Origin of the sequence: Pseudorhodoferax sp. Leaf274 (assembly GCF_001422445.1) — a bacterium.
Classification (GTDB): Bacteria; Pseudomonadota; Gammaproteobacteria; order Burkholderiales; family Burkholderiaceae_C; genus Pseudorhodoferax.
In genome coordinates, this window is record NZ_LMNA01000030.1 from 839,189 (window position 1) to 864,139 (window position 24,951).

Annotated in this window: 26 protein-coding genes; 18 read left to right on the plus strand and 8 right to left on the minus strand. The window is 69.7% G+C overall.

The genetic code is table 11. From position 1 onward, the window contains the following. Positions 1-94 precede the first annotated feature (94 nt). Together ASF44_RS30610 and ASF44_RS33035 are read right to left on the minus strand one after the other, a co-directional pair. Positions 95-1,246, minus strand: a complete 1,152-nt coding sequence (locus ASF44_RS30610; protein WP_056902999.1) for a UDP-galactopyranose mutase — start codon at positions 1,244-1,246, stop codon at positions 95-97. A 5-nt stretch (positions 1,247-1,251) separates the two neighbouring features. Continuing rightward, positions 1,252-3,618 (minus strand): glycosyltransferase, encoded by a 2,367-nt coding sequence (locus tag ASF44_RS33035; RefSeq protein WP_056903000.1) that lies wholly within the window; start codon positions 3,616-3,618, stop codon positions 1,252-1,254. Positions 3,619-3,872: 254 nt separating this feature from the next. On the opposite strand from ASF44_RS33035, the gene ASF44_RS32280 reads away from it, so the two are divergent. Next, positions 3,873-4,049, plus strand: coding sequence for a hypothetical protein (locus ASF44_RS32280; protein ID WP_156374765.1), 177 nt, complete (start codon positions 3,873-3,875; stop codon positions 4,047-4,049). Between the two features lie 28 nt (positions 4,050-4,077). Here the strand turns inward: ASF44_RS32280 and ASF44_RS30620 are convergent, their stop codons facing one another. The 4 genes from ASF44_RS30620 to ASF44_RS32285 all read right to left on the minus strand — a co-directional run bounded on the left by ASF44_RS30620 (position 4,078) and on the right by ASF44_RS32285 (position 13,198). Further along, positions 4,078-4,353: a DUF1488 family protein gene (locus ASF44_RS30620; RefSeq protein WP_056903001.1), complete on the minus strand. Its 276-nt coding sequence runs from the start codon at positions 4,351-4,353 to the stop codon at positions 4,078-4,080. Then, the gene (locus ASF44_RS30625) at positions 4,328-4,630 is read right to left on the minus strand and encodes a hypothetical protein (protein ID WP_156374766.1); all 303 of its coding nucleotides are present in this window, start codon (positions 4,628-4,630) and stop codon (positions 4,328-4,330) included. Before ASF44_RS30625 ends, ASF44_RS30620 begins: the two co-directional genes overlap by 26 nt. Positions 4,631-4,723: 93 nt before the next feature. Then, entirely contained in the window at positions 4,724-12,967 is an 8,244-nt protein-coding gene (locus ASF44_RS30630; protein ID WP_056903003.1) for a GH36-type glycosyl hydrolase domain-containing protein, read from the minus strand. A gap of 12 nt (positions 12,968-12,979) precedes the next feature. Continuing rightward, a complete protein-coding gene (locus ASF44_RS32285) occupies positions 12,980-13,198 on the minus strand; it encodes a hypothetical protein (RefSeq protein ID WP_156374767.1) in 219 nt (72 codons plus the stop codon). Between the two features lie 565 nt (positions 13,199-13,763). Here ASF44_RS32285 and ASF44_RS30635 point away from each other — a divergent pair. The 17 genes from ASF44_RS30635 (at position 13,764) to ASF44_RS30710 (ending at position 24,204) form a co-directional block, all read left to right on the plus strand. Beyond that, a complete protein-coding gene (locus ASF44_RS30635) occupies positions 13,764-15,119 on the plus strand; it encodes an integrase family protein (RefSeq protein ID WP_056903004.1) in 1,356 nt (451 codons plus the stop codon). 97 nt (positions 15,120-15,216) lie between these two features. After that, complete coding sequence (locus ASF44_RS30640) at positions 15,217-15,855, plus strand: hypothetical protein (RefSeq protein ID WP_056903005.1); 639 nt, start codon at positions 15,217-15,219, stop codon at positions 15,853-15,855. 118 nt (positions 15,856-15,973) lie between these two features. Beyond that, the gene (locus ASF44_RS31395) at positions 15,974-16,222 is read left to right on the plus strand and encodes a DNA-binding protein (protein ID WP_369820972.1); all 249 of its coding nucleotides are present in this window, start codon (positions 15,974-15,976) and stop codon (positions 16,220-16,222) included. After that, positions 16,222-16,440, plus strand: a complete 219-nt coding sequence (locus tag ASF44_RS30645) for a hypothetical protein (RefSeq protein WP_056903006.1) — start codon at positions 16,222-16,224, stop codon at positions 16,438-16,440. Before ASF44_RS31395 ends, ASF44_RS30645 begins: the two co-directional genes overlap by 1 nt. After that, positions 16,433-16,756 carry a helix-turn-helix domain-containing protein gene (locus ASF44_RS30650; protein WP_082525144.1) on the plus strand — a complete coding sequence of 108 codons (324 nt, stop codon included), beginning with the start codon at positions 16,433-16,435 and terminating at the stop codon, positions 16,754-16,756. The genes ASF44_RS30645 and ASF44_RS30650 overlap by 8 nt, the downstream gene beginning before the upstream one ends. 3 nt (positions 16,757-16,759) lie before the next feature. Continuing rightward, positions 16,760-17,251 (plus strand): hypothetical protein, encoded by a 492-nt coding sequence (locus ASF44_RS30655; protein ID WP_056903008.1) that lies wholly within the window; start codon positions 16,760-16,762, stop codon positions 17,249-17,251. Positions 17,252-17,378: 127 nt separating this feature from the next. Continuing rightward, a complete protein-coding gene (locus ASF44_RS30660; protein ID WP_056903009.1) occupies positions 17,379-17,942 on the plus strand; it encodes a hypothetical protein in 564 nt (187 codons plus the stop codon). Continuing rightward, positions 17,939-18,208, plus strand: coding sequence for a hypothetical protein (locus ASF44_RS30665; protein ID WP_056903010.1), 270 nt, complete (start codon positions 17,939-17,941; stop codon positions 18,206-18,208). The genes ASF44_RS30660 and ASF44_RS30665 overlap by 4 nt, the downstream gene beginning before the upstream one ends. A 117-nt stretch (positions 18,209-18,325) precedes the next feature. Continuing rightward, entirely contained in the window at positions 18,326-18,706 is a 381-nt protein-coding gene (locus ASF44_RS32645) for a helix-turn-helix domain-containing protein (RefSeq protein ID WP_200930677.1), read from the plus strand. A 50-nt stretch (positions 18,707-18,756) separates the two neighbouring features. Then, complete coding sequence (locus ASF44_RS30675) at positions 18,757-18,969, plus strand: hypothetical protein (protein ID WP_056903012.1); 213 nt, start codon at positions 18,757-18,759, stop codon at positions 18,967-18,969. Positions 18,970-18,978: 9 nt separating this feature from the next. Continuing rightward, positions 18,979-19,596: an HK97 family phage prohead protease gene (locus ASF44_RS30680; protein ID WP_056903013.1), complete on the plus strand. Its 618-nt coding sequence runs from the start codon at positions 18,979-18,981 to the stop codon at positions 19,594-19,596. A gap of 2 nt (positions 19,597-19,598) precedes the next feature. Continuing rightward, the gene (locus tag ASF44_RS30685; RefSeq protein ID WP_156374768.1) at positions 19,599-20,150 is read left to right on the plus strand and encodes a hypothetical protein; all 552 of its coding nucleotides are present in this window, start codon (positions 19,599-19,601) and stop codon (positions 20,148-20,150) included. 20 nt (positions 20,151-20,170) lie between these two features. Then, on the plus strand, positions 20,171-20,386 hold the full coding sequence (locus tag ASF44_RS30690; protein ID WP_056903015.1) for a hypothetical protein: 216 nt from the start codon (positions 20,171-20,173) through the stop codon (positions 20,384-20,386). Then, positions 20,386-20,568 carry a hypothetical protein gene (locus tag ASF44_RS30695; RefSeq protein WP_056903016.1) on the plus strand — a complete coding sequence of 61 codons (183 nt, stop codon included), beginning with the start codon at positions 20,386-20,388 and terminating at the stop codon, positions 20,566-20,568. The genes ASF44_RS30690 and ASF44_RS30695 overlap by 1 nt, the downstream gene beginning before the upstream one ends. After that, the gene (locus tag ASF44_RS30700) at positions 20,558-20,866 is read left to right on the plus strand and encodes a hypothetical protein (RefSeq protein WP_056903017.1); all 309 of its coding nucleotides are present in this window, start codon (positions 20,558-20,560) and stop codon (positions 20,864-20,866) included. Before ASF44_RS30695 ends, ASF44_RS30700 begins: the two co-directional genes overlap by 11 nt. Then, positions 20,863-21,234 carry an HNH endonuclease gene (locus tag ASF44_RS30705; protein WP_056903018.1) on the plus strand — a complete coding sequence of 124 codons (372 nt, stop codon included), beginning with the start codon at positions 20,863-20,865 and terminating at the stop codon, positions 21,232-21,234. The genes ASF44_RS30700 and ASF44_RS30705 overlap by 4 nt, the downstream gene beginning before the upstream one ends. A gap of 351 nt (positions 21,235-21,585) precedes the next feature. Next, positions 21,586-24,204 (plus strand): phage tail tape measure protein, encoded by a 2,619-nt coding sequence (locus ASF44_RS30710; protein WP_156374769.1) that lies wholly within the window; start codon positions 21,586-21,588, stop codon positions 24,202-24,204. An 18-nt stretch (positions 24,205-24,222) separates the two neighbouring features. Here ASF44_RS30710 and ASF44_RS30715 read toward each other — a convergent pair whose 3' ends face one another. Both ASF44_RS30715 and ASF44_RS33040 read right to left on the minus strand, forming a co-directional pair. Further along, positions 24,223-24,504, minus strand: a complete 282-nt coding sequence (locus ASF44_RS30715; RefSeq protein ID WP_056903020.1) for a hypothetical protein — start codon at positions 24,502-24,504, stop codon at positions 24,223-24,225. Positions 24,505-24,631: 127 nt separating this feature from the next. After that, the coding region (locus ASF44_RS33040; protein WP_235579401.1) for a hypothetical protein at positions 24,632-24,951 on the minus strand (320 nt) is incomplete at its 5' end.

Below are 24,951 nucleotides of genomic sequence, written 5' to 3' on the forward strand. Positions count from 1 at the left end.
CAGTACGCGCCCGGGCGTGTGCGGCCAGCGGAGTCAAGCAGGCCGCCTGCGTGTCCGGAAATGGCCTGCCCGGCCGCCTGGGCCGACGTCCGCCCTATCCCAGCGGGTCGACGACGAAGCTCGGCATGGCCTCGCCCGACCGGCGGCAGGCCTCGTAGCGGTCGGCCACGTCGAGCGCCTCGGCGATCGTCACGTGCATGTCGATGTAGCGGTAGGTGCCCAGCCGGCCGACGAAGGTCACGTGCGGTTCGCGCCGCGCGCGGCCCACGTAGTGGGCCAGCAGCGCCTTCTCGGCGACCAGCCGGATCGGGTAGTACGGCGTGTCGCCGGCCTCGCACAAGCGGCTGTACTCCTTGAAGACCACGGTGTCGGCGTGCTGCTCCCAGGGCGCGAAGTGCTTGTGCTCGGAGATGCGCGTCCACGGCACCGTGGTGTCGCAGTAGTTGATGACGGCATTGCCCTGGTGGTCGCCGGCATGGTCCTCGCGCACGAAGTCCAGCGTGCGGTAGCCGAGCCGGCCCTCGTCGCAGCCGAACCAGGCGTCGATGGGTCCGCTGCAGAACACGTGGTCGTAGCCGCCCGCCTGCGCGCGGTCGAAGCGTGCACCCAGGTGCACGGCCACGTTCGGCAGGTCCAGCAGCCGCTCGACGACGGCGGTGTAGCCCTCGCGCGGGATGCCCTGGTGGCGGCTGGCGTAGTAGTTGTCGTCGTAGTTGAAGCGCACCGGCAGGCGCTTGAGGATGCTGGCGGGCAGCGCGGCCGGCGCCATGCCCCACTGCTTGGTGGTGTAGCCCTCGAAGAAGGCCGCATACAGCGCGCGGCCCATCAGGCGCAGCGCCTGCTCCTCGAAGTTGGCCGGCTCGCCCTCGCCGGGCTCGCCGATCTGCGCGAAGTACGCCATGGCCTGCGCCGGCGAGAAGGTCTGGCCGGCGAACTGGTTGATCGTCAGCAGGTTCAGCGGCAGCGAGTACACCCGGCCGGCGCTGACCGCCTTGACGCGGTTGACGAAGGGCACGAACTCGCCGAAGCCGCGGATGTACTTCCAGACCCGCTCGTCGCTGGTGTGGAAGATGTGCGGGCCGTAGGTGTGCAGCATCACGCCGCTGGCGGGGTCGCGCGCGGTGTGGCAGTTGCCGGCCACGTGCGGCCGGGTGTCGAACACGTCGATGCGGTGGCCGGCCTGGCCGAGCTGCCGGGCGAGCACGGCGCCGGAGAAGCCGGCGCCGACGATGGCGATGTGGGCCATGCTGCTCAGGCCGTGGGCGCGGGTTCGGTGGTCGGCCGGCGCGCGGGTGCGCCGCCGGCGGCATCGAAGCGGCGCAGCAGCAGCTGCATCGCCGCGGCCGTGCGGTCCCACGAGGTGTCGGCCACGATGGCCGCGGCGGCCTGCTCGAACGACGCGCGTTCGTCGGCCGTCCAGGCCAGCAGCCTGTCGCATGCGGCCAGGAACGCGGGCGCCGAATCGGCGATCGGCACGACGTGCCCGTACTGCTGCGCCACGTCGCGCACCGGCGTGCTGACGGTCGGCTTGCCGGCGGCCAGGTATTCGAGGGTCTTGGTCGGGCTGATGAAGCGCGTGGACGCGTTCAGCGCAAACGGCATCAGGCAGGCCTGCCAACCCGCCAGGAAGGCCGGCAGCTCGTCGTAGCGGCGCTGGCCCATCCAGTGCAGGTTGGGGCGCCGCGGCAGTTGCGCCGGGTCCAGCTTGGCGACGGGGCCGACCATCACGATCTGCCACTGCGGGCGCGCGTCGGCCAACGCCGCGACCAGCGCCAGGTCGAGCCGCTCGTCGATCACGCCGTAGTAGCCCAGGCGCGGGAACGGCAGCGCGGCCTGGTCGGCATGGTCGGCCACGTCGCGGCGGCCGAAATGCGCGTGGTCCACGCTGCTCGGGAAGCAGTGCACGTCGCCATGGCGGCTGCGCTTGGATTCGTACAGGCTGCGCCCGCCGGTGAAGACCAGGTCGACCTGGCGGAACAGCGCATCCTCGCGCGCGATCAGGGCCGGCGGCGCGAAGTCGAAGGCGGACAGCTCGTCCATGCAGTCGTAGACCATGCCGCGCGGCCGCAGGCCCCGCGCCATGGGCAGCGCCATGGGGGTGTAGAACCACAGCAGGTAGTCGTCCACCGCGTGCTCCGCCAGGTACTCGTGCAGCAGCTCGCGCATGGCGGCCAGGTGCACGTCGGCGAAGCCGGCGCCCTGCCCGGGCACGTGCATGCGCAGCACCACGACGCCGGCACAGGGGCTGTAGTGTTCGAGCCGGGCCGGCCCGGCGCCCGTGACCGGCTCTTCGACGAACAGCACGGGATGGCGGCCCGCCAGGCGCGACAGCACCTGCTGGGGACGCTGGTACACGAAGTCCCAGCGCAGGTGTGAGAAGGCGATGATGGTCGTCATGGAGTTTTCCGTCGTGGTGGGTTGCAAAAGGGGTGGCGCGGCGGCAAAGACCTGCTGCCAGTGCTGCAGGCGCTCGGCATAGGGTTGGTGCAGGCGGCGCGTGAAGTCGCCCAGGTCGGCGCCCGGGACGTCCCACAGGCCGCTGTGGTGCCAGTGGCCGCTGTCCTGCCAGTCCGGCCGGTCGATCAGCGGGTACAGGCACAGGCCGGCAATGGGGATGCCGCGGGCGCGGCACGCCGCGACCTCGCCGGCCATGTGGTCCAGCCAGTCGGCGCGCCCTGCCCCCACGTGGCCGGTCTCGGCCACGCACAGCGGCCGGCCGTAGCGCTGCCAGACCGCCGCCGCCAGCGTGTGGAACGGGCGCCGGCGCGGGTCGTGCAGATGCCAGTGCAGCCGCGCGCCCGAGCCGTCTTCCCACTGGTTGTCGTGGTAGTAGTTGAGCCCAGGCAGGTCGAGGTAGTGCGGCGCGCCGCCGAGCTCGGGCGCCAGGCGGCCACACAGCATGTCCCAGGCCTCGAACTGGCTGCCCGCCGCGTGCGCGGCTGCGGCGCAGTGGCCCGGCCCTGCGCCGCGCGGCGGCTCCACGTGGACGACGGGGTCGGTGTGCAGGAAGCGCGCCACCGGTGCCAGCGCGCGGACCGCGTCGATGGCGCGCAAGGTGGCGCGCACCAGCGTGCGCTTGAGCTGCAGGCCGCGCTCGGGCTGCGAAGGCAGGTAGGGGTGGATCAGGCCGGTGCTGCTCGCGGCCCAGGCCAGGAACGAGATCTCGTTGATGGGCTGGTAGACCGGTCGCGGCCCCTCGACACCCTCCAGCACCTGCGCCACCTGCCGCGCATGCCGCACGAACGCGGCGACGAAGCCGTCGGGATCGGCGAACGGGTCCAGGCCCGCCGGCCAGCCGTAGTGCATCAAGGTCCACACCACCTGCAGGCCGTGGGCGGCGGCGCACCGGGCCTGGGACTGCAGGGCCTCCAGGCCGGCATCGCCGCGCTGCGCCAGGAGGCGCCAGCCGATGCTCTCGCGCACGGTGCGCAATCCGCAGCGCGCCAGCGCCGCGTAGTCCTCGTCGAGACGATGCCGGTGCCCGTTGCGGGCGTTCGGGTCCAGCGCCAGGCCATGGCCGTTCACGTGGTCCGCGCCCTCGTAGCCTCCCATCCAGAAGGACTGGAATGCCGGCGCCTGATGGCCGGGAGGCGCGCCGATCGACCTGCAGGTCTGCATGGTGGCGCGCCTTGAGTGAAGAAGCAGCCATCATGGCCAGCCGCGCGCACCGCCGGCGTCATCGCGGCGCCGCTCGCACCGTAGGCGGGCAAGCCTTGCACGGGGCGGCGCGCAGACGGCAGGCCGTCCGACGCGATGTCGGTTACCCACCGCACAGCGGATGCCGTGCAAAAGGGTCCATGATGCGCGGATGGGCCGAAAAAGCCCCCACCGAATCCTTCCCACAATCCTTCAACTCACGCATTGGAACGACGATGACCTCCACACCCAAGACCGACATGCCCCAGGGCCCGGCGCCGTCGGCCACCGTGCTGCCGCGGACCCACGTCAACAGCGCGATGCGCGTGCCCTATGTGCCGTCGGCCGAGCTCGCCGTGCGGGCCGGGTCCAACGACCACCGGCGCTACGCGACCAAGGGCAACCCCACCTGAACACGCGGGGCCCTGGCGGCCCGCTGCGCTAGCGCCCGGTGCCGGCGCCTGGACGCGGCGCGATGTCCCCATCGCGCAGCAGGATGGGCTCGGCCGAGCCCGCGGCCACGCGGCGCCGCACGGCGCTGTCGATCTCCGCGGCGTGGTCGCGGTAGGTGGCCAGTGGATCGTCGTTCACCCCCTGGGGGTGGAAGCGGTAGTGCAGCGTCTCCTTGCGGACCATGGCGCCGATGTGCCCCTGGTCCAGCTGCACCCAGAACCGGACGGTGCCGGAATCGTCATGGAAGAAGGCTTCGGTCGACATGGCTTTCTTTCTCGCTGGAAGGAGGGGCGCCGGCAGGCATCTGCAGCAACTGCGACAGGAGCAAGCCCAGTGCCACCTCGTGGCTGAGCGGACCGGCTTCGCAGTAGGCCCGGCAGAAGCCGCCGCCGTAGGCGAAGAGGCGGAACCCGGTAATGTCCGTGTAGCCGACCAGCAACTCGCCCACCTGTACCGGCAGGCCCGAGTGCTGCGAGAACACGCGCGCACTGCCATCGGCGAGCCGCAACGCGAACAGGCGGCTGCTGGATTCGACGGCCACCACGGTTCCTCTGCCCATGCCGCATGGTGCCGAGGCGGCGCGGGCCCATCTGTACGGTGCCGCACACTCGGCGACGCCGGCCTGCGCCGACGCTCACGGCCGTGTGCACGCTGAAGCCGGAGCCGGCGCCGGCACCGGAGCTGCAGACGCGATGCACAGCACGGCGTCCGTGGGCAGGCGGCGCCAGTCGATCCACTCGCCCACTGCCAGGCGGTGCACGGCCGCCGCCGCGATGGCCGGGACGCTGCCGTACTGCACCGTGATCCGGTGCGCCCCCAGTCGCAGCACCAGCTCGAAGCCGGGCCAGTCGTCCGGCACGCACGGCACCAGGCACAAGCGCCCGCCATGCACGCGCAGGCCCAGCAGCGTCTCCACCGCCGCGCGGTGCATCCAGGCGGCCGACCCGGTGTACCAGCTCCAGCCGCCGCGGCCCACGTAGGGCGGCGCGCTGTAGATGTCGCCGGCCATCACATAGGGCTCGAGTTCGTAGCGCGGGCCTTGCTCGGCGTGCGCGGCGCGGTGCGCCGGGCTCAGTCCGCGCCAGCTGCGCCAGGCAGCCGCGCTGTCGCCCTGCGTGGCCTGGGCCATCAATGCCCAGACGGCCGCATGCGCGTACTGCCCGCCGTTCTCGCGCACGCCGGGCGGGTAGGCCTGGATGTAGCCCGGGCTCGGCTCGGACTGCGCGAACGGCGGGTCCAGCAGGCGCAGCAGTCCGGCGTCGCTGTCCACCAGCCGGGCCTGCACCGCCGCCATGGCCGCCTGGGTGTAGCGGGGCTGCGAGGCACACGACAGCACCGACCAGGCCTGCGCGATCAGGTCGATTCGGCATTCCGCATTGGTACTCGCACCGAGCGGGCTGCCGTCGTCGAAGAAGGCGCGCCGGAACCAGTCGCCGTCCCAGCCCGCGCCGTGCAGCGCCGCCGTCCAGCCCGCGCGCGCCGCGCGCCAGCGCCGGGCCCGCGCATGCTCGCCGCGCGCTTCGGCATAGGGTGCAAAGCCGTCGACCACGCTGCACAGGAACCAGCCCAGCCACACCGATTCGCCGTGGCCGGCATGGCCGACGCGGTTCATGCCGTCGTTCCAGTCGCCCGAGCCCATCAGCGGCAGGCCGTGCCGGCCCGTGTTCAGGCTCTTGTCGATCGCGCGCGCGGCATGCTCGTAGATGCTGGCGGTGGCCACGCTGGCGGTGGGCGTGGCGTAGAGGTCTTCCGCACCGGGCGGGACCGGCGGGCCGTCGATGAAGGCGACGCGCTGGTCGAGCAGCCCGGCCTCGCCCGTGGTCTCGACGTAGCGCGTGCAGGCCAGCGGCAGCCACAGCAGGTCGTCCGAGAAATGCGTGCGCACGCCGGCGCCGCCCGGCAGGTGCCACCAGTGCTGCACGTCGCCTTCGGGAAACTGGCGGGCCGCGCAGGCCAGGATCTGCGCGTGCAGCCGTGCCGGGTCCCACAGCGCGAACGCCATCGCATCCTGCAGTTGGTCGCGGAAGCCCGAGGCGCCGCCGGCCTGGTAGAAGCCGGCCTTGGACCAGATGCGGCACGACAGCGTCTGGTACAGCAGCCAGCGGTTGACCATCACGTCGAACAAGGGGTCGGGCGTGCGCACCTGCACGCGGCCCAGCAGCTCGTCCCAGAAGCCGCGCACGCGCAGCAGCGCCGCCCCGGCATCCTGGTGCTGCCAGCGCCGCGCCAGGGCCGTGGCGGCGTCGGCCGTGTCGGCGTGGCCCAGCACGAAGCACACCACGGCCTGGGCGCCGGCATCCAGCACGGCATCGGCGGCGACAGCGCCGCACGCATCCAGGCCGCTGCCCTGGCGCTGCGCCAGCCGCGCCGGCAGCTCCAGCGTGCCGCCGGGGCCGAAGAACGCGCCCCGGTCGCAGCTCCACTGCAGGCCGTCCAGGCCGGTCAGCATCAGGAAGGCGGTGCTGCCGCCGAAGCCGGCGCTCGATTCGCGTTGCTGCGCGAACACGGCCGGCAGCTCCTGCGGTTTCCAGGTGTGCAGGGTGCGACGCTGGCCGCGGGCCGCGCCCAGCTGCCACTCGGCCAGCGCCAGCACGCGCAGGCGGCGCCGGCCGCTGCCGGTGTGGTGCACGCGCACCTGCACCAGCTTGACGGCGTCGTCGCGGTCGGCGAAGAAGGTGGCCTGCAGCGCCAGCTGCTGGTGCGCGCATTCGAAGACGCTGTAGCCCTGGCCGTGCCGCACGCGGTGCACCACCTGGCCGCCGGCGTTGGCCGGCAGCAGCGGCAGCACGGCGCCGGTGTCCAGGTCCTGCAGGAGGTAGTGCTCGAAGGCGGGGTCGCGGACCGGATCGTTGGACCACGGCGTGAGCTGGTGCAGCCGGCTGTTGACGGCCCAGGTGTAGCCGACGCCCGACTCGGACACCTGGAAGCCGAAGCCGCTGTTGGCGATCACGTTGACCCAGGGCCGAGGCGTGGGGCGGTCGGCGCCGATGTCGACGCAGTATTCGCCGGTGGCGGCGTCGAACCGGCCACTGGGTGCGCAGGCCGGGAGGGTCGTCGCTGCGGTCGTCGCTGCAGCCGATGCTGCGGTCGCCGGCACAGCGGGCGTCGCCGCCGCCCAGGGCAGCGCCATGCCCGCCGCCACGCTCTCCGGCAGCGGGGCGGCGCGTTCGGCCGCATCGCGCAGCGCGGCCACCTGCACCTCCAGCGGGCGGCCATCGGCCGTGAACACGGCCCGGGCCAGCGCGGCCAGCGCCGCCTGTTCGTGCGGCGCGATCTCGCGCTCGCGCAGCAGGTGGAAGTCGGCCACGTCCTCGCGCGCGAAGCTGTGCCGCACCTGCTGCGCCACCGCGCTGCGCAGGGCCTCGATGCCGCGCTGCAACGGCATGGCGTAGGAATCGGGTTCGCCGTTGAGCACCACCACGTCGCAGGCCACGCCACCGAAGCCCCACCAGGGCTGGGCGCGCAGCAGGGCATGGAGCAGCCCCATGCCGAGCGGACCATGGATGCGCACCAGCACGATGGGCTTGTCGCCGGAGATGCCGAAACGCCACAGCGCGCGCAGGTCGACCAGGCCGCGCTCCTGCGTGGCGCGCGGCGTGGTGTAGGTGAGGATGGTGGCCAGGTCCTGCAGCGCGAAGTCGCGCTGGGGATCTGCGCCCAGGTCGCGCATGCGCACCTGCGCCAGCGTGGCGGACAGCCGCGCGGCGCGCTCGACCTGCGTGGGCTGCATGTAGCGGTCGATGCTGGGGTACAGGCCTTCCAGGCTCTCGCCCGCGGTGGTGCCGAAGGTGAGGCTCGCCGTCTCGCCCGGACCGATGGACAACCGCACGCGCAGGCCGGCGATCGGGTCCAGGCCGGTGCTGGGCTGGCCGTCTGCGCCAACGGGCTGCGCGTGCAGCGCCGGCGTGGCCAGCGTGCGGTTGCGGCCGATGAAGGCACGCCGGTCCGTCATGCCATCGACCGACAGGACGGTGCACTCGGCCGCCCCCAGGAAATGCGCGGCGGCCACCACCGGCTCGCCGGGCAGGCGCGGCCGGCGCTCGAGCAGCAGCGCACGCCATTCGGGCCGCCAGTGCGTGCGCACGAACAGGTTGGCGAATGCCGGGTGCGCCTCGTCGGCCTTGGGGTTGGACAGCACGGGCTCGAAGCAGGAGATCAGCTCCAGCACGCGCGTGGCCGGCGCCTCGTTGTGGAGCGTGACGGTGCGCAGCTCGGTGTCGTCCTCCGGGCTGATCCGCACCACGGTGCGCAGGCGCAGGCCATCGCCCTGGGCATCGAACTGCACCCGGTCGGCCAGGAACAGGCAGCGGTAGGCCCAACCGGCGCCCGGGGCCGGCAGCGCGGTCAGCGAGGTCGGCGCCAGGCGGCCGGCCTCGCGCACGTAGAGGAAGCTGCCATGGTCGTCGCGCAGCGGGTCGTCGCGCCAGCGGCTGACGTTGAACGCGCGCCAGCGGCTCACGCCTGCGCCATTGGGCCGCAGCGCCACTGTGTAGCGCCCGTTGGACAGCAGCTGCGTGGGCAGGAAGCCACGCACCAGCGGATCGATCGCGCGCGAACGGAACGCGGCCGCCGCCTCCTGGCCCTGCGGCTCGGGCGGCGTGCGCGGATCGGCGCTGCCGACGATCTGGCGCGGCGTGCGCTCGTGCAGCAGCGTGGCGTGCGCCCGCACCAGCGGCGCGGCCGCGAACCAGCGCCGCGGCGCGGCCTCGCACAACAGGTTGCACAGGGCCACCAGCGCCATGCCCTGGTGGTGGGCCATGAAGTTGCGCACCACCGTGACGGGCTGGCCGGCCAGCTGGCGGGCAGCGGTGAAGTCCAGCGCGTCGAAGAAGCCCAGCTCGCCGCGCCCACCCAGCGCCTGCAGCCGCTGCAGGTTGGCCAGCGCCGCCTGCGGCGCCACCATGGACGCCATGGCGCTGGCATAGGGCGCCACCACCTGCTCGGCCAGCGGCGTGCGCCGCAGCGCCAGCCGCGGCACGCCGAACGGTGCGTACTGGTAGGCCAGCGAGTGGTCGCGTGCCGCATAGGCCGACTCCGACACCCCCCAGGGCAGGACGCGCACCCGCGCGAACGCACGCTGGGCCTGCACGGCCGCGCGGCTGGCGCCGCGCAACAGGCTGCCGCGCGGCTCGTCCATGACCAGCAGCGGCATGAGGTACTCGAACATCGAGCCCGACCACGACTTGAGCCCCGCGCGCATGCCCACCGGCAGGAAGACGCGGCCCAGCGCCGACCAGTGGCGCCGCGGCACGTCGCCCTTGGCGATGGCCAGGAAGCTCAGCAGGCGCGCCTCCGAGGCCAGCAGGTCGTAGTAGCCGGCGTCGAGCGCGTTGTCGTCGGCGCGCAGGCCGATGTGGAACAGGTGCCGCTTGCCGTCGTACAGGCCGCGGAAATCCATGGCGGCGCACAGCGCCTCGCAGCGCTGTGCCTGCGCCAGCAGGGCCGCCGCGCTGGCATGCCCGTCGCCGGCCAGCAGGCGGCAGGCCTGCGCCACGGCGACGAGGTGCCCGGCCAGGTTGCCGCTGTCCACGCTGGAGACGTAGGCCGGCGCCAGCACCTGCAGCGTGCGGGTCTCGTACCAGTTGTAGAGATGGCCGCGGTGCTTGTCGAGCCGCTCCACGGTGTCCAGCGTGGCGGCCAGGCGCAGGACCAGCGCGCCGCGGTCGATCCAGCCGAAGCGCTCGGCGCAGCAGGCCGCCAGCAGGTACATGCCGATGTTGGTCGGCGAGGTGCGGTGCGCCAGCGCGGGCTGCGGGTCGATCTGCAGGTTGTCCGGCGGCAGGTGGTGGTCGTCGGGCCCGACCACCTGCTCGAAGAAGCGCCAAGTGTCGCGGGCCAGCGTGCCGGCGTAGTCCCGCTCGGCCAGTGTGAGCGGTTGGTCTGGCTGCGTGGGCACCCGGCTGCCCCACCAGCTCAGCAACGGTGCGCAGGCCCACAGGCCCAGGATGAGCGGGCCCAGCCCGGGGTGCGGTCCCTGCGTCGCCGCCCCGGCCAGCGCCAGGCACAGCAGCGTGGGCAGTGCATCGACGCGCAGGAACGGGATGAGGCGCGCGCCGGCCTGCGCCTGCGCCTGCGCGGCCGTGGTCCATTCGAGCAGCCGGCGCCGGCTGACGGCCAGCCGCCACAGCGAGCGCAAGGCCGCATCCAGCGACAGGCGGCTCTGCGCCGCCAGCTGCACGCACTGCCAGGCCGCGCCGCCCGCGGCGCGCGCCAGCTCGGTGGCGCCCGCGGCGAGGAAGTGGCGCCACGCGATGCCACGCCGCGTGGGCACCAGGGCCGCGCACGCCCCCAGCAGCGGTCCCAGCGCGAACGCGGCGGCGACGACGGCCAATGCCCAGCCCAGCGGCACGGCGGCGGTGAACAGCGCCAGCACCAGCAGCGCCGCGCAGGCCGGCGCCAGCAGCGCACGGCGCAGGTTGTCGGCCATCTTCCACAGGCCCAGCGCATCGATGCCGAAGTGGCGAGCGTGGCGCATCAGCGGCAGCAGCTGCCAGTCGCCACGCATCCACCGGTGCAGGCGCGCCGCGGCCACGCCCGCGTGGTGCGGGTGCGCCTCGACGAAGGCCAGGTCGCTGACCAGCGCGCAGCGTGCCAGCGTGCCTTCGAGCAGGTCGTGGCTCAGCACCGCGTCGTCGGGCAGGCGGCGGTCCAGCGCGGCGTGCAGCGCGCGCACGTGCAGCAGGCCCTTGCCCGTGAACGAGCCGCTGCCGAACAGGTCCTGGTAGATGTCGGACGCGCCGGCGCTGTAGGGGTCGATGCCGCACTGGCCGGCGAACAGCCAGTGGAACGGCGAGCGCTCGGCCCGCGCCGGCAGCGGCGCCAGGATGCGTGGCTGCAGGATGCCGAAGCCAGCCGTGACGCGCCGCGTGCGCGCATCGACGACGGGCGCATTGAGCGGGTGGGCCGCCACGGCGACGAGCTCGCGCAGCGTGCCGGGCGGCAGGATGGTGTCGCTGTCCAGCGTGACCACGTAGGCGATGCGTTCGGCCAGGCGCTGGCCGGGTGCCAGCGCGACGAAGCCGCGGCCCTTCCCGGTGGCCAGCAGGCGCAGCAGCATCTCCAGCTTGCCGCGCTTGCGCTCCCAGCCGATCCAGCGCTGCTGCGTGAAGCACCAGCGGCGCGGCCGGTGCAGCAGTGCGAAACGCGGCGGCTCCCCTGGCGCGGGCGGATGGCGTTGGTTCAGCGCGGCGATCTCGGCCAGCGCGGCCTGCAGCACCGGCCGGTCGTCGGGCAGCGTGGCGATGTCGGCATCGGGCCAGTCGGTCAGCAGCGCGAACTGGGCATGCGCCTCCCGGTTGGCGAGCCAGTGGCGCTCCAGCGCCTGCGCCAGCTCGACCGCCGCGGCCGCCGAGGTCAGCAGCGCCGGCACCACCACCAGCACACGGTGCGCCGCGGGAATGCCGTCCGCGAAGCTGAGCCGGGGCAAGGGTTCGACCTGCGTGGATTCGGCCACCAGCCGGTGCAGCAGCGCCATCACGGCCTCGAACAGCGGCATGGCGAACAGCCCGGCCGCCGCGGCCAGCAGCCAGGGCGACACGGCCACGGCCATGTCCTGGCGCTGCAGCCGGTGCAGCCCCGCGGCCAGCAGCACGGCGGTGCCGGCCGCGGCAATGAGCAGGCACAGCGCCAGCGTGGCATCCGGCCCCAGCCGGAACCGCCGCCCTGGCCGCGCGCCCCCGGCCTGTGGCGGCCCGAGCTGCGCCAGCAGCGCGGCCCGGCCATTGCCGAAGAGGTGGTAGCCCGCCGTGGCGGCGGCGGCGCTGCCGCCCTGCTCCGCGGCGCCGGCGGCCAGGGCCCGCTGCAGCACCGCCTGCGCCACCGCGCGCTCGGTCTGGCGGCTGCTGCGCGCGACCTGCTCCAGTGCGCTGGTGATCTGCTGGCGCGTGCGTTCGCTCTCTTCGCCGAAGCTGGGCAGCTGGCGCAGCACGCGCAGCGGGCGGCTGATGGGGTCGATCAGGTCGGACCATTCCACCTGCCCGACCAGGCGCAGGGTCGTCACGATGTTGCCGACCGTGAGGTTCGTGGACGCCTGCACGCCCTGTACGCGGGCCAGCAGCGCGGGGCCGTCCGCGCAGTGCCGCTCGGTCCAGTCGCGCACCGGCGGCGGATCGTCGCCGCGCTCCACCGGCAGCCGCTGCCACAGCTGCGTGAGGTAGGCCGCTTGCTGGCCGATGCCATCCATGGCGGCGAGCAGCGCGTCGAGCTGGGGCACGGACAGGTGCGCCGGTGCGTCCCACACCGCATGCGCGACCTCGCGCGCCACCTTGCTCTCGGCGATGCCCTGCGCCACGCGGCGCAGGTTCTCCAGCAGCACCACGCGCAAGGTGGTGGGCAGCGCCCACAGTTCGCCGGTGCCGAGTTCGGCCACGTCCTGGTAGGCCTCCAGGAAGGCGGTGAACAGTGTCTGGTCGAGCACGCTGTCGGTGTGCGCCACATAGGCCCAGGCGATGCCGTAAACGCGCGGCAGGCCTGCCAAGGGCGGCGCGGACAGCTTGGGCAGCTGCGCGTAGTAGCGGCGCGGAACACCCTCGCGGATCTGCTGCAGCTGGGCTTCGACGAGGTGGAAGTTGTCCAGCAGCCATTCGGCCGCGGGCGAGATGTAGTGGCCGTTCTGCGAGGTCAGCGCGATGTAGTCGAAGGCACTGCGCAGCGCGGCGAGGTTCTGCGCCACGCGCGGAAAGAAGCCGGCACCGGGCGGCCCCTTGCCCGGCGGGTACACCGTCTGCGCGCGGGCCAGGCTGTGCCCATGTTCGGCAAAGCGCTGCACGCCGAACAGCTCGGCGCGCACATGGGCGGCCGCAGGTGCGCGGGGGCGGCCCAGCAAGTCACGCGCGTAGGGGCTGAGCCCGGGAAGGCCGTCGATCAGCGGGCGCTGCAAGCGGCGCCTGATTCAGCCGAACACGGCAAGCGCAGCGACCAGCACGGCGCCCAGGCAGGCAACGGTGACCAGACGCCCGGCCGTGGCGACCGACACGCGCTGCAGCGCGCCCGCAAGGCCGAACCGGTCGCCGCGGGCGGCATCGCACTGGCGCATGTGCGCGGCCATCTGCGCGGCGTCGCGGCCGATCGCGTCGGAGGGCGGATTCTGTGGAGTGGATCGAAGAGACATGCAAACCCCCGGTGCCGTGAGTGGGTGCATCGCGAAGGCGTGGCAGGCAGCCCGTGCCCGTTGCCCTGTGTGCGGCGCGTGTACCGCCCGTGCGGGCCGCGGCCTCAGGATGTGGCGCCGCGCGCCATGAGACGCGCAAGCCCGACCAAGCAATTGAGGCGCAGCTTGGGGCAGGCGCGGGCACCTGTCGGTGCGGTAGCGAACATTGGCCGGGCGCGGCCTGCGTGACGACGCCGAACGGGCCGCGGCGCGGGAGGTGCATGGAGCCGGGGAGGCCGGATGGGGGCCGTAAAGGGCCGTAAAGGGCCGTATGGGCCGTAAAGGGACGTCAAGGGCCGGATGAGGCCGTAGGGGTGTTGGTAGGGCCCCCGAGAGTCGAACTCGGCACCAACGGATTATGAGTCCGAGCCGGGCCATGTTCGCCCGTGTTGATCTTCACCCGTACAATCAATACAAATCAACGCCTTACGCGCATTCGCACTGGATGCGTGGACAGGACTGCGTTGAACGATATTCGGCGAAATTGGGGAAATGTGGCTACATGGTGGCTACATGGAAAGGCTACATGGCACGGGCGCGCGCGACTGATCCGCTGGACCTGGAACAGGCTCATGACCTGACCGTGGGCGTGATCGAACGACTTACCTGCCCGGCCGGCAAGGCGCAGGCGTTCCTCCGGGATCGCAAGGCGCCAGGGCTTCGCGTGCGCATCACCGCCGCTGGCGCCAAGGCCTATGTCTTCGAGGCCAAGCTCCGACGCGACACGATCCGCCGCACGATCGGCGCCGTCAGCGCCTGGTCCATTGAGGCTGCACGCAAGGAAGCGAACCGGCTGCGGGTCATGGTTGACGCTGGCCAAGATCCGCGAGAGATCGACCGGCTACACGAGCAGGAGCGCAAGGATGCCGCAGCCAAGCGCGCGGCGCACGCCGTCACGGTGGGCGAGGCCTGGACGTTGTACCTGGCAGAGCGGAAAGAGCATTGGGGCGATCGGCACCATGAGGACCATGTGAGGCTCGCGCGCGCCGGCGGCGCGCCGGCGCTGCGCGGTACGCGTGGCCGCGGCGTCACAATCGCCGGGCCGCTGCACCGCTTCATGCACATGCGCCTCGCAGACCTGCGCGGCCCCGTGATCGACGATTGGGCCGCGCGTGAGGCCAAGACCCGCCCAACAGTCGCCCGCCTCGCCTGGCGCCTGTTGAAGGCCTTCCTGGGCTGGTGCGCAGAGCACGACGAGTTCAAGGGCGTAGTGTCGGCCGTGAACCCCGCGAAGACCAAGAAGGCCCGCGAAGCGCTGGGCCGCGCTGGCGTGAAGAAGGATGCCCTGCTGAAAGAGCAGCTGCCGGCCTGGTTCGAAGCCGTGCTGGCCGACGGAAGCCCGACCATCGCTGCATGCCTGCAGACGGTGCTGCTGACCGGCGCGCGGCCAGGCGAAGTGCTGGACCTGCAATGGGGCGACCTGAATCTGAAGTGGCGCGGCCTGACGATACGGGACAAGGTGGAAGGCGCGCGCGTGATCCCGCTGACGCCGTACGTGCAGCACCTGCTGGCCGGCCTGCCGCGCCGCAACGCCTGGGTCTTCGCAAGCGTGCCGCGAGGCGATGGCGAGTCCGCCGGGCCGATCTCAAGCCCAAACCTCGCGCTGGCCCGCGCGTGCGCCGTGGCCGGCATCGAAGGCCTGACGCTCCACGGCCTGCGCCGCAGCTTCAAGAGCCTGACGGAGTGGCTAGACATACCTGCAGGCGTGGTCGCGCAGATCATGGGCCACAAGCCCAGCGCGACGGCGGAGAAGCACTACACCGTGCGGCCGCTCGACCTGCTGCGGGTGCATCACGAGCGCATTGAGGCGTGGATGCTGGAGCAAGCCGGCGTGCAGTTCGTGCCGAAGAAGGGCAAGCGTCCGCTGGCAGCGGTCGCCTGAAGGTTTGCACCGGATAGGCCGACGGGCCGAAGAGGCGGACACCCGACCGCCCTGCCGGTGCATCTCAATCGGGGTGCAAGGGGTGCACATGAAATCAATGACAGACGCAATCGTTCTCTTCAACCCGCCGCGGATCGCGGAGGAGATCGGAGGACATCAAGGCGATGCCTTGGCGGTGATGAAGACCTGCAACCAGACGGCGGTGGATGAGGCGGTGACTTGGTTCCATCAAGGCGGAACCACCGAGCCGTGGCCACTGGCTGAGCCAGGGAGCCGCGGTGAACGGCTTGTGGATCTTCGCACCGAGCAGCTGTGCGAGAACATCCTGGAAGCGGCGCAGCGCGTCGCTGGGGGCACCGAGGAGCAGAGGGCCGAGGCCTTGAATCATTGGCACCGCCAGCTGCTCGACCACATGGCCGGCGGCATGGACTTCGAACGCCGACAGTTCCACCGCGACGAGATTGCCCGATGGCTCAAGGCCATGGGCTTGAAGTCGAACTATCAGTTCGGGGCCAGCGCAGCGCCCGGCCAGGAGGCGCAGCCGGCAACCACAGGGACCACGAAGAGATGGACGGAGGACGGCTTGGCTGCGCTGAAGGCGTACCGCGCAGAGCACGGCACGAAAGAGACTGCGAAGCACTTCGGAATCACGGAGCAACGTGTGCGAGAGCTGCTGCCGCAAGACAAGAAGAGCGCCGGTCTGTTCGCTGGACTGGGTGGCACATCTGGCGCGTAGGGGTTGCGCAAGGGGTTGCGCCTTCAGCCCGAAAACCCGCATGAAATAAGGCTCCGCAGCTCCGCAAGGGGGTTGCGGATTGACCGCAAGGGGGGCTGCGCCCGAATCATTCGCAACCATGTTCAACACGCCCGAGGGCTACAACATGGTTGCAAGCACAGTTCACTCCACATCGCTGGCGCAGGAATCTCGCACCGCGCTGCCTACTGCTGAGGCGGCGTTTCACCTGAATCGCTCGCCTCAGACACTGAGGCTGTGGGCATGCCAGGGCTGCGGGCCGCTTCGTCCCGTTCGAATCCACGGCCGCCTGGCCTGGCCGGTTGCCGATCTGCGCCGCCTGATGGGTGTCGTCGAGGTGGCCGTCTGATGGCCGCCCTCCTGCGCGCGGTGCTCGACGCCAAGCGCCTGGCCACGCTCCAGGCCCGCGCCGCCCTGCGGGGCTACGAGGTTCACGCCATCACCGGCGACCGCGGCGAGCCGATGCTGGTGGCCACCCGCGCCGCTGCGACCCACCACCTGGACAGCCTCGACGCGCTCGAGCGCTGGCTGGCCAACCTGGCCAGCGAGGAGGACAGCAATGTCTGACACCACAAAAGAAAAGGCCCCGCAGCGGTGGTGCGCTGGCGAGGCCTCAGGCAAGCAGTTGAGCCTCAAGTTTAGCGAGAAGTCGACGGCGCGTGAAGCCCAGATCCAGCGCGTGCTCGACATGCTGCGCGAGGGACCGCGAAACACCTACGAGTTCCGCTCTCGCGGCATCAGCCACCCGGCACAGCGCATCCTCGACCTCCAGGCACGCGGCTGGAGCATCACGAGCTCGCGCATCACGACGGTGGACAGCGATGGCTTCACGCACGTGAACGTCGCTCTGTACTCGCTGTCAGCGGGACCGGGAGGGCGGTGATGCATGGCCCGCAAGAACTACCAGAAGGGCCAGCTGCCATTCGACTTCGTTGCCGTGCCCAAGGACATCCTGCGGTCCTCAGAGTGGCACGCGTTGGCGCCGTCGGCGATGCGGCTCGCTTTCGACCTCATGGCGCAGTACAGCGGCAAGAACAACGGCCGGCTGTGCCCCTCGTTCGAGGCCATGCAGCGGTGCGGCTGGCGATCGGAGACGACGCTGATCAAGGCCAAGCGCGAGCTGCTGGAGTGCTCGTTCGTCGTGCACACCCGGCGCGGCCATCGGCCGCACACAGCAGACTGGCTCGCTTTCACCTGGTGGAAATTGGACTGGGAGCAGTCCATGGACATCGGGCCGCGCGGCTTCCCGTATCTCAACTTCGTGCGGCTCGAAGTGGCCACTGCAAAAACGATTCCTGTCCTCCAGAAACTGGAGTTACCCACCTCGAAACAGCCTTCCAGACCTACAGAAACTGTAGCTCTGAGGGCTGTCAGGTGATCCCTGTTACTCCAGTTTCTGTAGGTCTGCCCCTCTGGCGCGGTGGTGCAGCCATAACTCCAGAAACTGTAGGTGTCTTAGATGTTGCCATCTCCGGGCGCAGCAAGCCGGCGCGGGAGGGCATGCGATGAGCTGGTTCGAGACCTTCCCACCGCTGACCATCGAGCCGCTGCCGAACGGCAATCTGCGGCTGGAGGACCCCACCGAACGGAGCGACGGCTACACGACCGTGCTTGATCTGCACCCGATGCAGCTGCGGCTCATGGCCGAGCGCCTGGGCCTGCTGCGCGAGGTGTCGGCCAGCGACGCGGTGCTGCTGCAGTCGGAGCGCGAGCACGCCCAGCGGCAGCGCGCCGAAATTGATTCGCTGAAGCGCCGGCTGCTGCTCATCCGGGACCGCGCTCTCTCGCTGCAGGACAACTTCCGTCGCTTCGCAGACTGGGAGAACGCAGATCCTTCGAACGAGATGTACCAGATCAACGGCCTGGTTGCCCTTCTGGACCTGGCGGTCGACGACTTCGAATGCGCCGATCCGTCAGCGCCTAAGACGAGGGCTGGAAGTTCAGCCGTGGATCAGGCACCAGCACCCCCAGCAGCAGCAGCAGCAGCACCAGCGGATGCGCCGCCCCAGGCCTGCGCGCCGGCCGCTCCGACAACCCAGCTCACCCTTCTCGAAGGACCGACACCATGAAGCTCTTCCAACGCAAGGCCGGCGTCGCTGCTGCACCGACCACGCCCGCGGCCTACGGCGCCCAGGTCCAGGCCTTCATGGCCGGGCTGACCCTTGAGGACAAGGCCCGCGTCGTGGCCGCCACGAAGACCGATCACGGCGATCTCGAGTTGCGCATGCGCCACCTCAAGGATGGCACTCAGCAGCTGAGCCTGTGGCTGTGCCTGCGCGGCACCGACGAGGCGCTGAAGCTGGTGCCGGCGCCCGTGCAGGAGCCTGCAGCGTGACGGCGCGCAGCACCGGGGCGAAAGTCGGCAAGCTCGTGCTGATCGACCCTGGACACCGCGTCCGAGGCACACAGTCGCACCGGACGCCACGCACGTCCCTGCAACCGAGGGCGTGCGATGTCCGTCACCTGTGCTGAAGCCGCTGCGCAGCTGGGTGTCTCCCCTTCGCAGGTGCGCCGCTGGGTTCAGGCCGGCGCGCCTGTCGTGCGCGAGGGGCGGCCAATGCTGGTCGAGGTGGCAGACCTGCAGCGCTGGCGACAGTTCCAAGCCGCTGACGCGCTCGACGCGCTGGCCATCGCAATGCTGCATTCCGTGCGCTGCGAGATGGCCGACGGCAGGACAGCCCCGCAACTGCTGTCCATCGATGAGCGGCGCGCTGCGGCGTTGATGCTCGCAGCCTATCGCCGGGCGCACAGCGAAATGACCGGCCGTGACGGGGACACCGAGGTCTGCGACGCCATAGCCCAGCTTCGCCGAATTGCTGGAATGCCGGTCTGAACGCGCACGTCGTGCGCGTTTAGCTAGGCTGGTTTCAAAGGAGCCAGCCGATGAACGACGACGAGAACAGCCCGCAGATGCAAGCGTTGAAGCGGGCCTTCTATGAACGAGCCGCACCGCACGCCCGGCAGCTGGAGGCGTACGTACAGGCCGGGCTCATCACGTCGGCCGAAGCCGACCGGCGCCTCGTGCAAATCATGAGCTCGCGCCACGAGATGGAGGCGGTCGTCGCCACTTCCGCTGACACCACTCTGCCCAACTGAAAGATCGGTATGACCTATCTGAAATATTCGCAGCCCAGCAATCGGGCTTACTCCACGATCAACATCAAGGCGACCGACCGAGGGGACGGGACCATCGTCGGCATCGCGAGCACGCCAGAGTTGGATCGCGCCGGAGACGTGCTGCTGCCCGAAGGAGCCGTGTACCGGTTGCCGATTCCGCTCTTGTGGCAACACGACCATTCCAAGCCGATTGGCCATGTCACATCGGCCCGGGTCGGCGTGCGTGGCATCGAGATCGTTGCCAAGATTGCAGTTGGCGCCACTCCTGAGATCGACAACGCCTACAGCCTCATTCGCGCCGGCCTGGTGCGTGGTCTGTCCGTCGGATTCAGGCCGTTGGAACTGCCGGAGGTGACGCGCACGGGCTACCTGTACCGGTCCTGGGAAATGATGGAACTCTCGACGGTCACGATTCCCTGCAACCAAGGGGCGACGATCAGCGCCGTGAAGTCGGCATGCGGCCAGCGGGGCACCGGGTTCGCAATCCCCCTGAACTCCCGGAGTAGCACAGTCAAGTTGACCACGCGTGGCAGCGTCCCGCTGAAAACCAGCAGCTCCGCGGTGGAGCTTTACCGCCCCGCTGTCCGGCTCATCACGACGCGCTGACCATGAGCGGCACTCACCCATCTGAATTGGCGTACGAGAAGGCGCTGCTGCAAGCGCCTGAGTCGGTCCGCGAAAGGGTCTCCGTATTCACGTCGTACGCAAATCCGAGCACCGGGCAGTGGTTCCTGCGAAGCGCGAGCGGCGTTGAACTTTGGCGGACACCGCTCCCTCCGCCACCCGCTAGCGCGGCCGCGCAGCCGATGCCGCGCGTAGAGGCCAAGGCCCAGCAGAACTATGACATGGTGCGCAAGCTTGGGCTTGCGAACTCCGAAGCCGTCCAGGCCATTTCGGAGAACGTCCTCGCATTGCTTCAACGTGTGGAGAGGCTGGAGGCTGAAGTTTCCGAAGCCCGCGCGCGCATGGACTTGGAGCGACGCGGAATCACCTTCCGAGGCATCTGGCAAGTCGCTATCGACTACGAGCAGGGCGCCATCGTGACCTACAGCGAGCGAGCCTATGTTGCATCGAAGGCCATACGAAGCGGCGGTCAACCACCGTCCCGCAACGGCAGCGGCTGGCTGCACATGTTCGATCAATCCGAAGTACCGCGCTGAGGCGCGCAAGAGGAAAAGCAATGACCGAAGACTTTCAGATCAACCGCGACGCGTTCGCCATGGTGCACTGCAAGCATGCGGAGGCCAAACTGAACGAGGCCGTCGCCCGCGGCGAGTGGACGCCCGAGGAGGCCAGCCAAGCGCTCGCGCGGTTCCGCAGCTCCGACGTGCTGAAGACGCTGATCGACCTCGACGTCGAGCGCGCCATCGCAATGCTGGAAGGCCAGGTGCACTGATGAACGAGGCAGTGACACAGGCCCGCCTGCTGGCCGAACGGCTCGGCATGCAGCTGATCGTCAGCAACGATGCCCGAGGAGGTCGGTTCCGCGTGCAGCGTGGTCGCGACTTCTTGCACGTGGCCGATGACGTCAAGGACGTGCTCGACTTCCTGAATTGCTGGGCCGCCCATGTCCGGTAGGCAGCTCCCCGACAACTGGCCCGAGATCTGGGCCGCCCGCAAGGCCGAGGCGCAGAAGCGCAAGCACATCCACTTCTTCAAGGTGCCGTTCGCGCGCATGCCCTATGGCCCTGACCATCCAGAGGGCGGCCCCACGTGCAGAGACTGCGGCGTTGAGCGTGGCCAGCTGCACGTGCCCAGCTGCTGCATGGAGCGCTGTCCGATCTGCGCTGGCCAAGCCATCGGATGCGGCTGTGCAGACGACGACACGCCCGGCGATGACGACGACGAGGAAGAGGAAGAGGAGGTGGCCGCATGAAGCTGCGCACCCTCAAGCCAGCCGTGCGGTCGCTCGGCTCTACCTTGCGCACCGTCTCCGGCCGGGCCGACTCCTGGCGAGCTGGCAAGACCACGGCCGAGCGTGGCTATGGTGCTCGCTGGCAGCGCGCCCGCGGCTTCTTCCTGCAGCGCAACCCGCTGTGCTGCTTCTGCCACGCCGTCGGCCGCGTCGAGATCGCAACAGTGGTGGACCACATCCGGCCCCACAACGGCGACATGCAGCTGTTCTGGGATCGGACCAACTGGCAGCCGTTGTGCAAGCCCTGCCACGACAGCACCAAGAAGCGCATGGAGAACGGCGGCTTCGCGCCGAAGGCCGTGGGCCTGGACGGCTGGCCCAAGGCATAGGGGCGGGTATGTCGACAGCGCTGACCGATCGCCTTCATGACCGAGCCCCCAGTCCTTCTTTCGCGCATGCAGATCGCAAATTTGGTTTTGCGCGTTGCCGCACCCTGGGGGGAGGTCCTCCACGGAAAACGGACTTCGCTTCCTGACCGCGCCCCTACTCATTCGCAGGTTTTTTTCTCGTCGGCCGAAGTTTCAGGATCGACGCTCCAGCCGGTGAAGAAATGCCTATTTTTTACGCAATCAGAGATTCTGAGAAATCGCTGTGAATCGCTTGCAAACCCGCATGGATGCTGGCTCTCAGGCCGCATGACCTCCTGCAAAACGCACACCGGACCCTGAAAGGATCACACCATGGCATCGCGCAGCCTCGGCACCCTGTCGTTGGACTTAATTATGAAAATCGGCGGCTTCACGCAAGGCGCCACGCAGGCCGAGCGGCAGATGGACCGCACCAACCGCAAGCTGGCGGCCGATCACAAGAAGCTGCGCGACGACCTTGAGAAGTCGTGGGCGTCGTTCGGGACCGTGATGGGCGCGAGCCTGGCCGGCGCCGCGACGGCTGCGTTCGCGGCGTTCAAGACCAACGTCAACTCACTGGACGCCTTCAACGACCTTCGCGACATCACCGGCAGCTCGGTCGAGAACCTTTCTGCGCTGGACAGCATTGCGCGCCAGACCGGCGCCAGCTTCGATACCGTGCAGTCTGCTTTGGTCAAGTTCAACCTTGGGCTGAGCGGCATGGAGGATGGCGGCAGCGGTGCGGCCGAGATCATCCGCAACCTTGGGCTGAGCGTCACCGAGCTGAAGGCGCTGGACCCTGCGGAGGCCCTGCGGCGCGTGGCCGTCGCATTCGGCGAGTACGGCGACACGGCGTCGAAGGCCCGCAATGTGCAGGCCCTGTTCGGCAAGTCGGTGGCCGAGGTCGGGCCCTTTCTCAAGGACCTGGCAGAACAGCAGCGCCTGGTCGGCACCACGACGGACGAGGCGGTGCGCCAAAGCGAGCTCTTCAACAAGCACCTGTCCAGCATGCGGGCCAATGTCGTCGACCTGGGCCGCTCGCTCACGTCCGATGCGCTGCCAGCGATCAACACCTTCCTGCAGAACCTGCGCGACATCCACAAGATCGGCGGCCTCGGGACCGTCATCGGCGATGCGGCGAAGGACGTGTTCGGCCTGGGCAAGCTGTCGTCTGACCCCGGCGCCGACATCAAGAAGCTGATGCGTGAGCGCGATCGCCTGCTCAAGGACCGGGACTATGCGGGCAGCAAGGACCGCCCGACGCGCGGCCTGGATGCCGAGCTGAAGGAGATCGAGAAGCTGCTGGAGGTGTCGCGCGTGCGGCAGGCCAACGGCGTGCTGTCCAGCGCGAACGAGTTCAGCGATCAGATCTCGCGGCGGTTTCAGCGCGGCATGCCGACCATGAAGGACGTGGACCCGAACGGGAAGAAGGGGCCGGCCGATGATCCGACCAAGAACCTGCTGGCCAACCAGCTCAAGGAGTTCGATCGCCTGGTGCAGGAGCAGACCGGCCTGATGGCCGATCGCAATCGCATGCTGGAGCTGTACAACGCCCAGGGCCTAGTCTCGATCCGCGACTACCACGACGCCCAGCGGGCAATCCTGGAGGAGGCAACTGCGGGCCAGGTGAAGGCCTACGATGCGCAGATCGCGGCGCTGGAGAAGTACCGGGCCAGTGCCACGAAGAAGACCGACCGCGCCGAAGCTGACGGCAAGATCGCCGAGCTGGTCGCCAAGCGAGCGAAGGTCGAGCAGGAGGCTGGCCTGGCCAAGACCGAGCTGGACGAGAGGCAGAAGCAGAGCACCAAGCAGTTGGCCGATTCGGTGCAGGACCTCACCACCAAGATGATGCAGCTGCGCGGCGAGAGCGTCGAGGCCGCGAAGATCAACTTCGACAAGGCCAACGAAGGGCTGCGCAAGATGCTGGAGGTCAACGGCGACCAGGCCGGCCTGGCCAACCTCAACGCGCTGCGCGACGCCGCGGTGGCGCAGGCCACACTGAACGACGTGACCGCCAAGTTCGCGTTGATTCAGAGCGACCTGAGCGACGCCGAGCAGCGCATCCAGTTCGACCGGGAAGCTGGCATCGTCACCGAGCTGGAGGGACTGGCCCGCACCGGCGACGCCCGCCGCGAGCGGCTGCAGCTGATGCAGGCCGAGATCGACCGCATCCTCGCTCTCAAGGCCGTGATGACGCTCACGCCCGAGCAGGAGGACGCGCTGCGCAAGCTGACCGGCCAAGTGAACGCGATCAAGCGGAGCACGGACCCGATCGGCGACAACATCAAGACGAGCCTGGAGAACATGAGCACCACGCTGTTCTCTGACCTCACCAGCGGATCGAAGAGCGCGACGGCTGCGATCAAGGACTTCGGCAAGTCCGTGTTGAACGAGTTCAACAGCCTCATCAGCAAGAAGCTCGGGCAGGAACTCATGAAGTCGCTGTTCGGCACCAAGACCACGGCCGACGGGGAGAAGCAAGACGGCATCTTCGGCTCGGCGCTGTCCGGCATCGTCAAGTGGCTTGGCAGCAGTTGGGGCTTCGCAGAAGGCGGCTACACAGGCGCCGGCGGCAAGTACCAGCCAGCGGGCATCGTGCACCGAGGCGAGGGCGTCCTGAATCAGGGCGACATGGCCAAGATCGGCGGCCCGGCGGGCTTCGCGCAGCTGGTGTCCACCATCCGCAGCGGCCGCAGCCACGCCGGCGGCGGGGTGGGTGGGGCGAGCGGTGCCGCGTTCGCTCCGGCCGCTCGTGGCGGCTTCGGCGACGTGAACATCTACAACCAGGCCGGCGCCGCGGTGACAGCTGAGAAGCGCCCGAACGCCAACGGCGGCATGGACCTGATCGTGATGATCAAGAAGGACATCAAGAACGAGATCGGCGGCGAGCTGGCGACTGACAGCGGTGTCATGGGCCAGGCGATGCGCGCGCGGCGGGCGAGGGGCTTGTGAAGGCGGTCCCGGCCGCGCCTATCGCCGCAGATCCCGAGCTACACCGAGAGCCGACATTCTGAGATGGGCGACGTGGTCTGCGCACTCGGCGAACAGCTGATTCCGCAGAGACTCCGGCAAATCCATGTTCTCCGCGATCTTCGTGATCGCGCCGTCGGATCGTCTGGCGATGCCGTCGAGCATCTCCCCGATGAAAGCATCCTGGTTTTCCAAGTCCCTCGTGCACAGGGCCACGACGTAGGCTAGGACCTGAAGGTCAACGATGTCCTTCGCGGTCGATGTGTCGATGTCGGTGCTCATGGTGCGTGCGCCTCCAGGCAAAAGGAACGAGCATAGATGCTGCCCGGCACGAACATCGCCAACCTGCAAGCGCATCGAGCAGCTGGAGGCGTGAGGCCGGTGATCTATGCGCTGGTGGCCGGGCCCTTCACACCGGCCACCGCACGTAGCCAGCAGCTTCGCCGTTCGCCACCTGCACGTGCCCATCTGGGCCATTCAGTTGAACGACGAGCACATGTCTATTGCTAAGCCTCACGTAATGGCGTGCCATAAGACGCTCGATGCGCGGCACCCATTCCGAAATCGGCCGGCCCAGGCTGATGGTCGCGACTTGCTTCAAGGGGTTCAGGACGTGGGCGACCTGGCTCACTGAGGTTGCCCCCGAACCCTGGAGTGCATAGCCCCAGCCCGGAGAATGCCGGGACGGGAGCATGAATTGAACGAGAAGCAAACGAGAGCGAAGTACAC

Excerpts from the sequence above, each read along its gene's own strand:
- ASF44_RS30610 (WP_056902999.1), bottom strand. The coding sequence starts at position 1,246 with ATGGCCCACATCGCCATCGTCGGCGCCGGCTTCTCCGGCGCCGTGCTC.
- ASF44_RS33035 (WP_056903000.1), bottom strand. The coding sequence starts at position 3,618 with ATGCAGACCTGCAGGTCGATCGGCGCGCCTCCCGGCCATCAGGCGCCG.
- ASF44_RS32280 (WP_156374765.1), top strand. The coding sequence starts at position 3,873 with ATGACCTCCACACCCAAGACCGACATGCCCCAGGGCCCGGCGCCGTCG.
- ASF44_RS30620 (WP_056903001.1), bottom strand. The coding sequence starts at position 4,353 with ATGTCGACCGAAGCCTTCTTCCATGACGATTCCGGCACCGTCCGGTTC.
- ASF44_RS32285 (WP_156374767.1), bottom strand. The coding sequence starts at position 13,198 with ATGTCTCTTCGATCCACTCCACAGAATCCGCCCTCCGACGCGATCGGC.
- ASF44_RS30635 (WP_056903004.1), top strand. The coding sequence starts at position 13,764 with ATGGCACGGGCGCGCGCGACTGATCCGCTGGACCTGGAACAGGCTCAT.
- ASF44_RS30640 (WP_056903005.1), top strand. The coding sequence starts at position 15,217 with ATGACAGACGCAATCGTTCTCTTCAACCCGCCGCGGATCGCGGAGGAG.
- ASF44_RS31395 (WP_369820972.1), top strand. The coding sequence starts at position 15,974 with ATGTTCAACACGCCCGAGGGCTACAACATGGTTGCAAGCACAGTTCAC.
- ASF44_RS30645 (WP_056903006.1), top strand. The coding sequence starts at position 16,222 with ATGGCCGCCCTCCTGCGCGCGGTGCTCGACGCCAAGCGCCTGGCCACG.
- ASF44_RS30650 (WP_082525144.1), top strand. The coding sequence starts at position 16,433 with ATGTCTGACACCACAAAAGAAAAGGCCCCGCAGCGGTGGTGCGCTGGC.
- ASF44_RS30655 (WP_056903008.1), top strand. The coding sequence starts at position 16,760 with ATGGCCCGCAAGAACTACCAGAAGGGCCAGCTGCCATTCGACTTCGTT.
- ASF44_RS30660 (WP_056903009.1), top strand. The coding sequence starts at position 17,379 with ATGAGCTGGTTCGAGACCTTCCCACCGCTGACCATCGAGCCGCTGCCG.
- ASF44_RS30665 (WP_056903010.1), top strand. The coding sequence starts at position 17,939 with ATGAAGCTCTTCCAACGCAAGGCCGGCGTCGCTGCTGCACCGACCACG.
- ASF44_RS32645 (WP_200930677.1), top strand. The coding sequence starts at position 18,326 with ATGTCCGTCACCTGTGCTGAAGCCGCTGCGCAGCTGGGTGTCTCCCCT.
- ASF44_RS30675 (WP_056903012.1), top strand. The coding sequence starts at position 18,757 with ATGAACGACGACGAGAACAGCCCGCAGATGCAAGCGTTGAAGCGGGCC.
- ASF44_RS30680 (WP_056903013.1), top strand. The coding sequence starts at position 18,979 with ATGACCTATCTGAAATATTCGCAGCCCAGCAATCGGGCTTACTCCACG.
- ASF44_RS30685 (WP_156374768.1), top strand. The coding sequence starts at position 19,599 with ATGAGCGGCACTCACCCATCTGAATTGGCGTACGAGAAGGCGCTGCTG.
- ASF44_RS30690 (WP_056903015.1), top strand. The coding sequence starts at position 20,171 with ATGACCGAAGACTTTCAGATCAACCGCGACGCGTTCGCCATGGTGCAC.
- ASF44_RS30695 (WP_056903016.1), top strand. The coding sequence starts at position 20,386 with ATGAACGAGGCAGTGACACAGGCCCGCCTGCTGGCCGAACGGCTCGGC.
- ASF44_RS30700 (WP_056903017.1), top strand. The coding sequence starts at position 20,558 with ATGTCCGGTAGGCAGCTCCCCGACAACTGGCCCGAGATCTGGGCCGCC.
- ASF44_RS30705 (WP_056903018.1), top strand. The coding sequence starts at position 20,863 with ATGAAGCTGCGCACCCTCAAGCCAGCCGTGCGGTCGCTCGGCTCTACC.
- ASF44_RS30710 (WP_156374769.1), top strand. The coding sequence starts at position 21,586 with ATGGCATCGCGCAGCCTCGGCACCCTGTCGTTGGACTTAATTATGAAA.
- ASF44_RS30715 (WP_056903020.1), bottom strand. The coding sequence starts at position 24,504 with ATGAGCACCGACATCGACACATCGACCGCGAAGGACATCGTTGACCTT.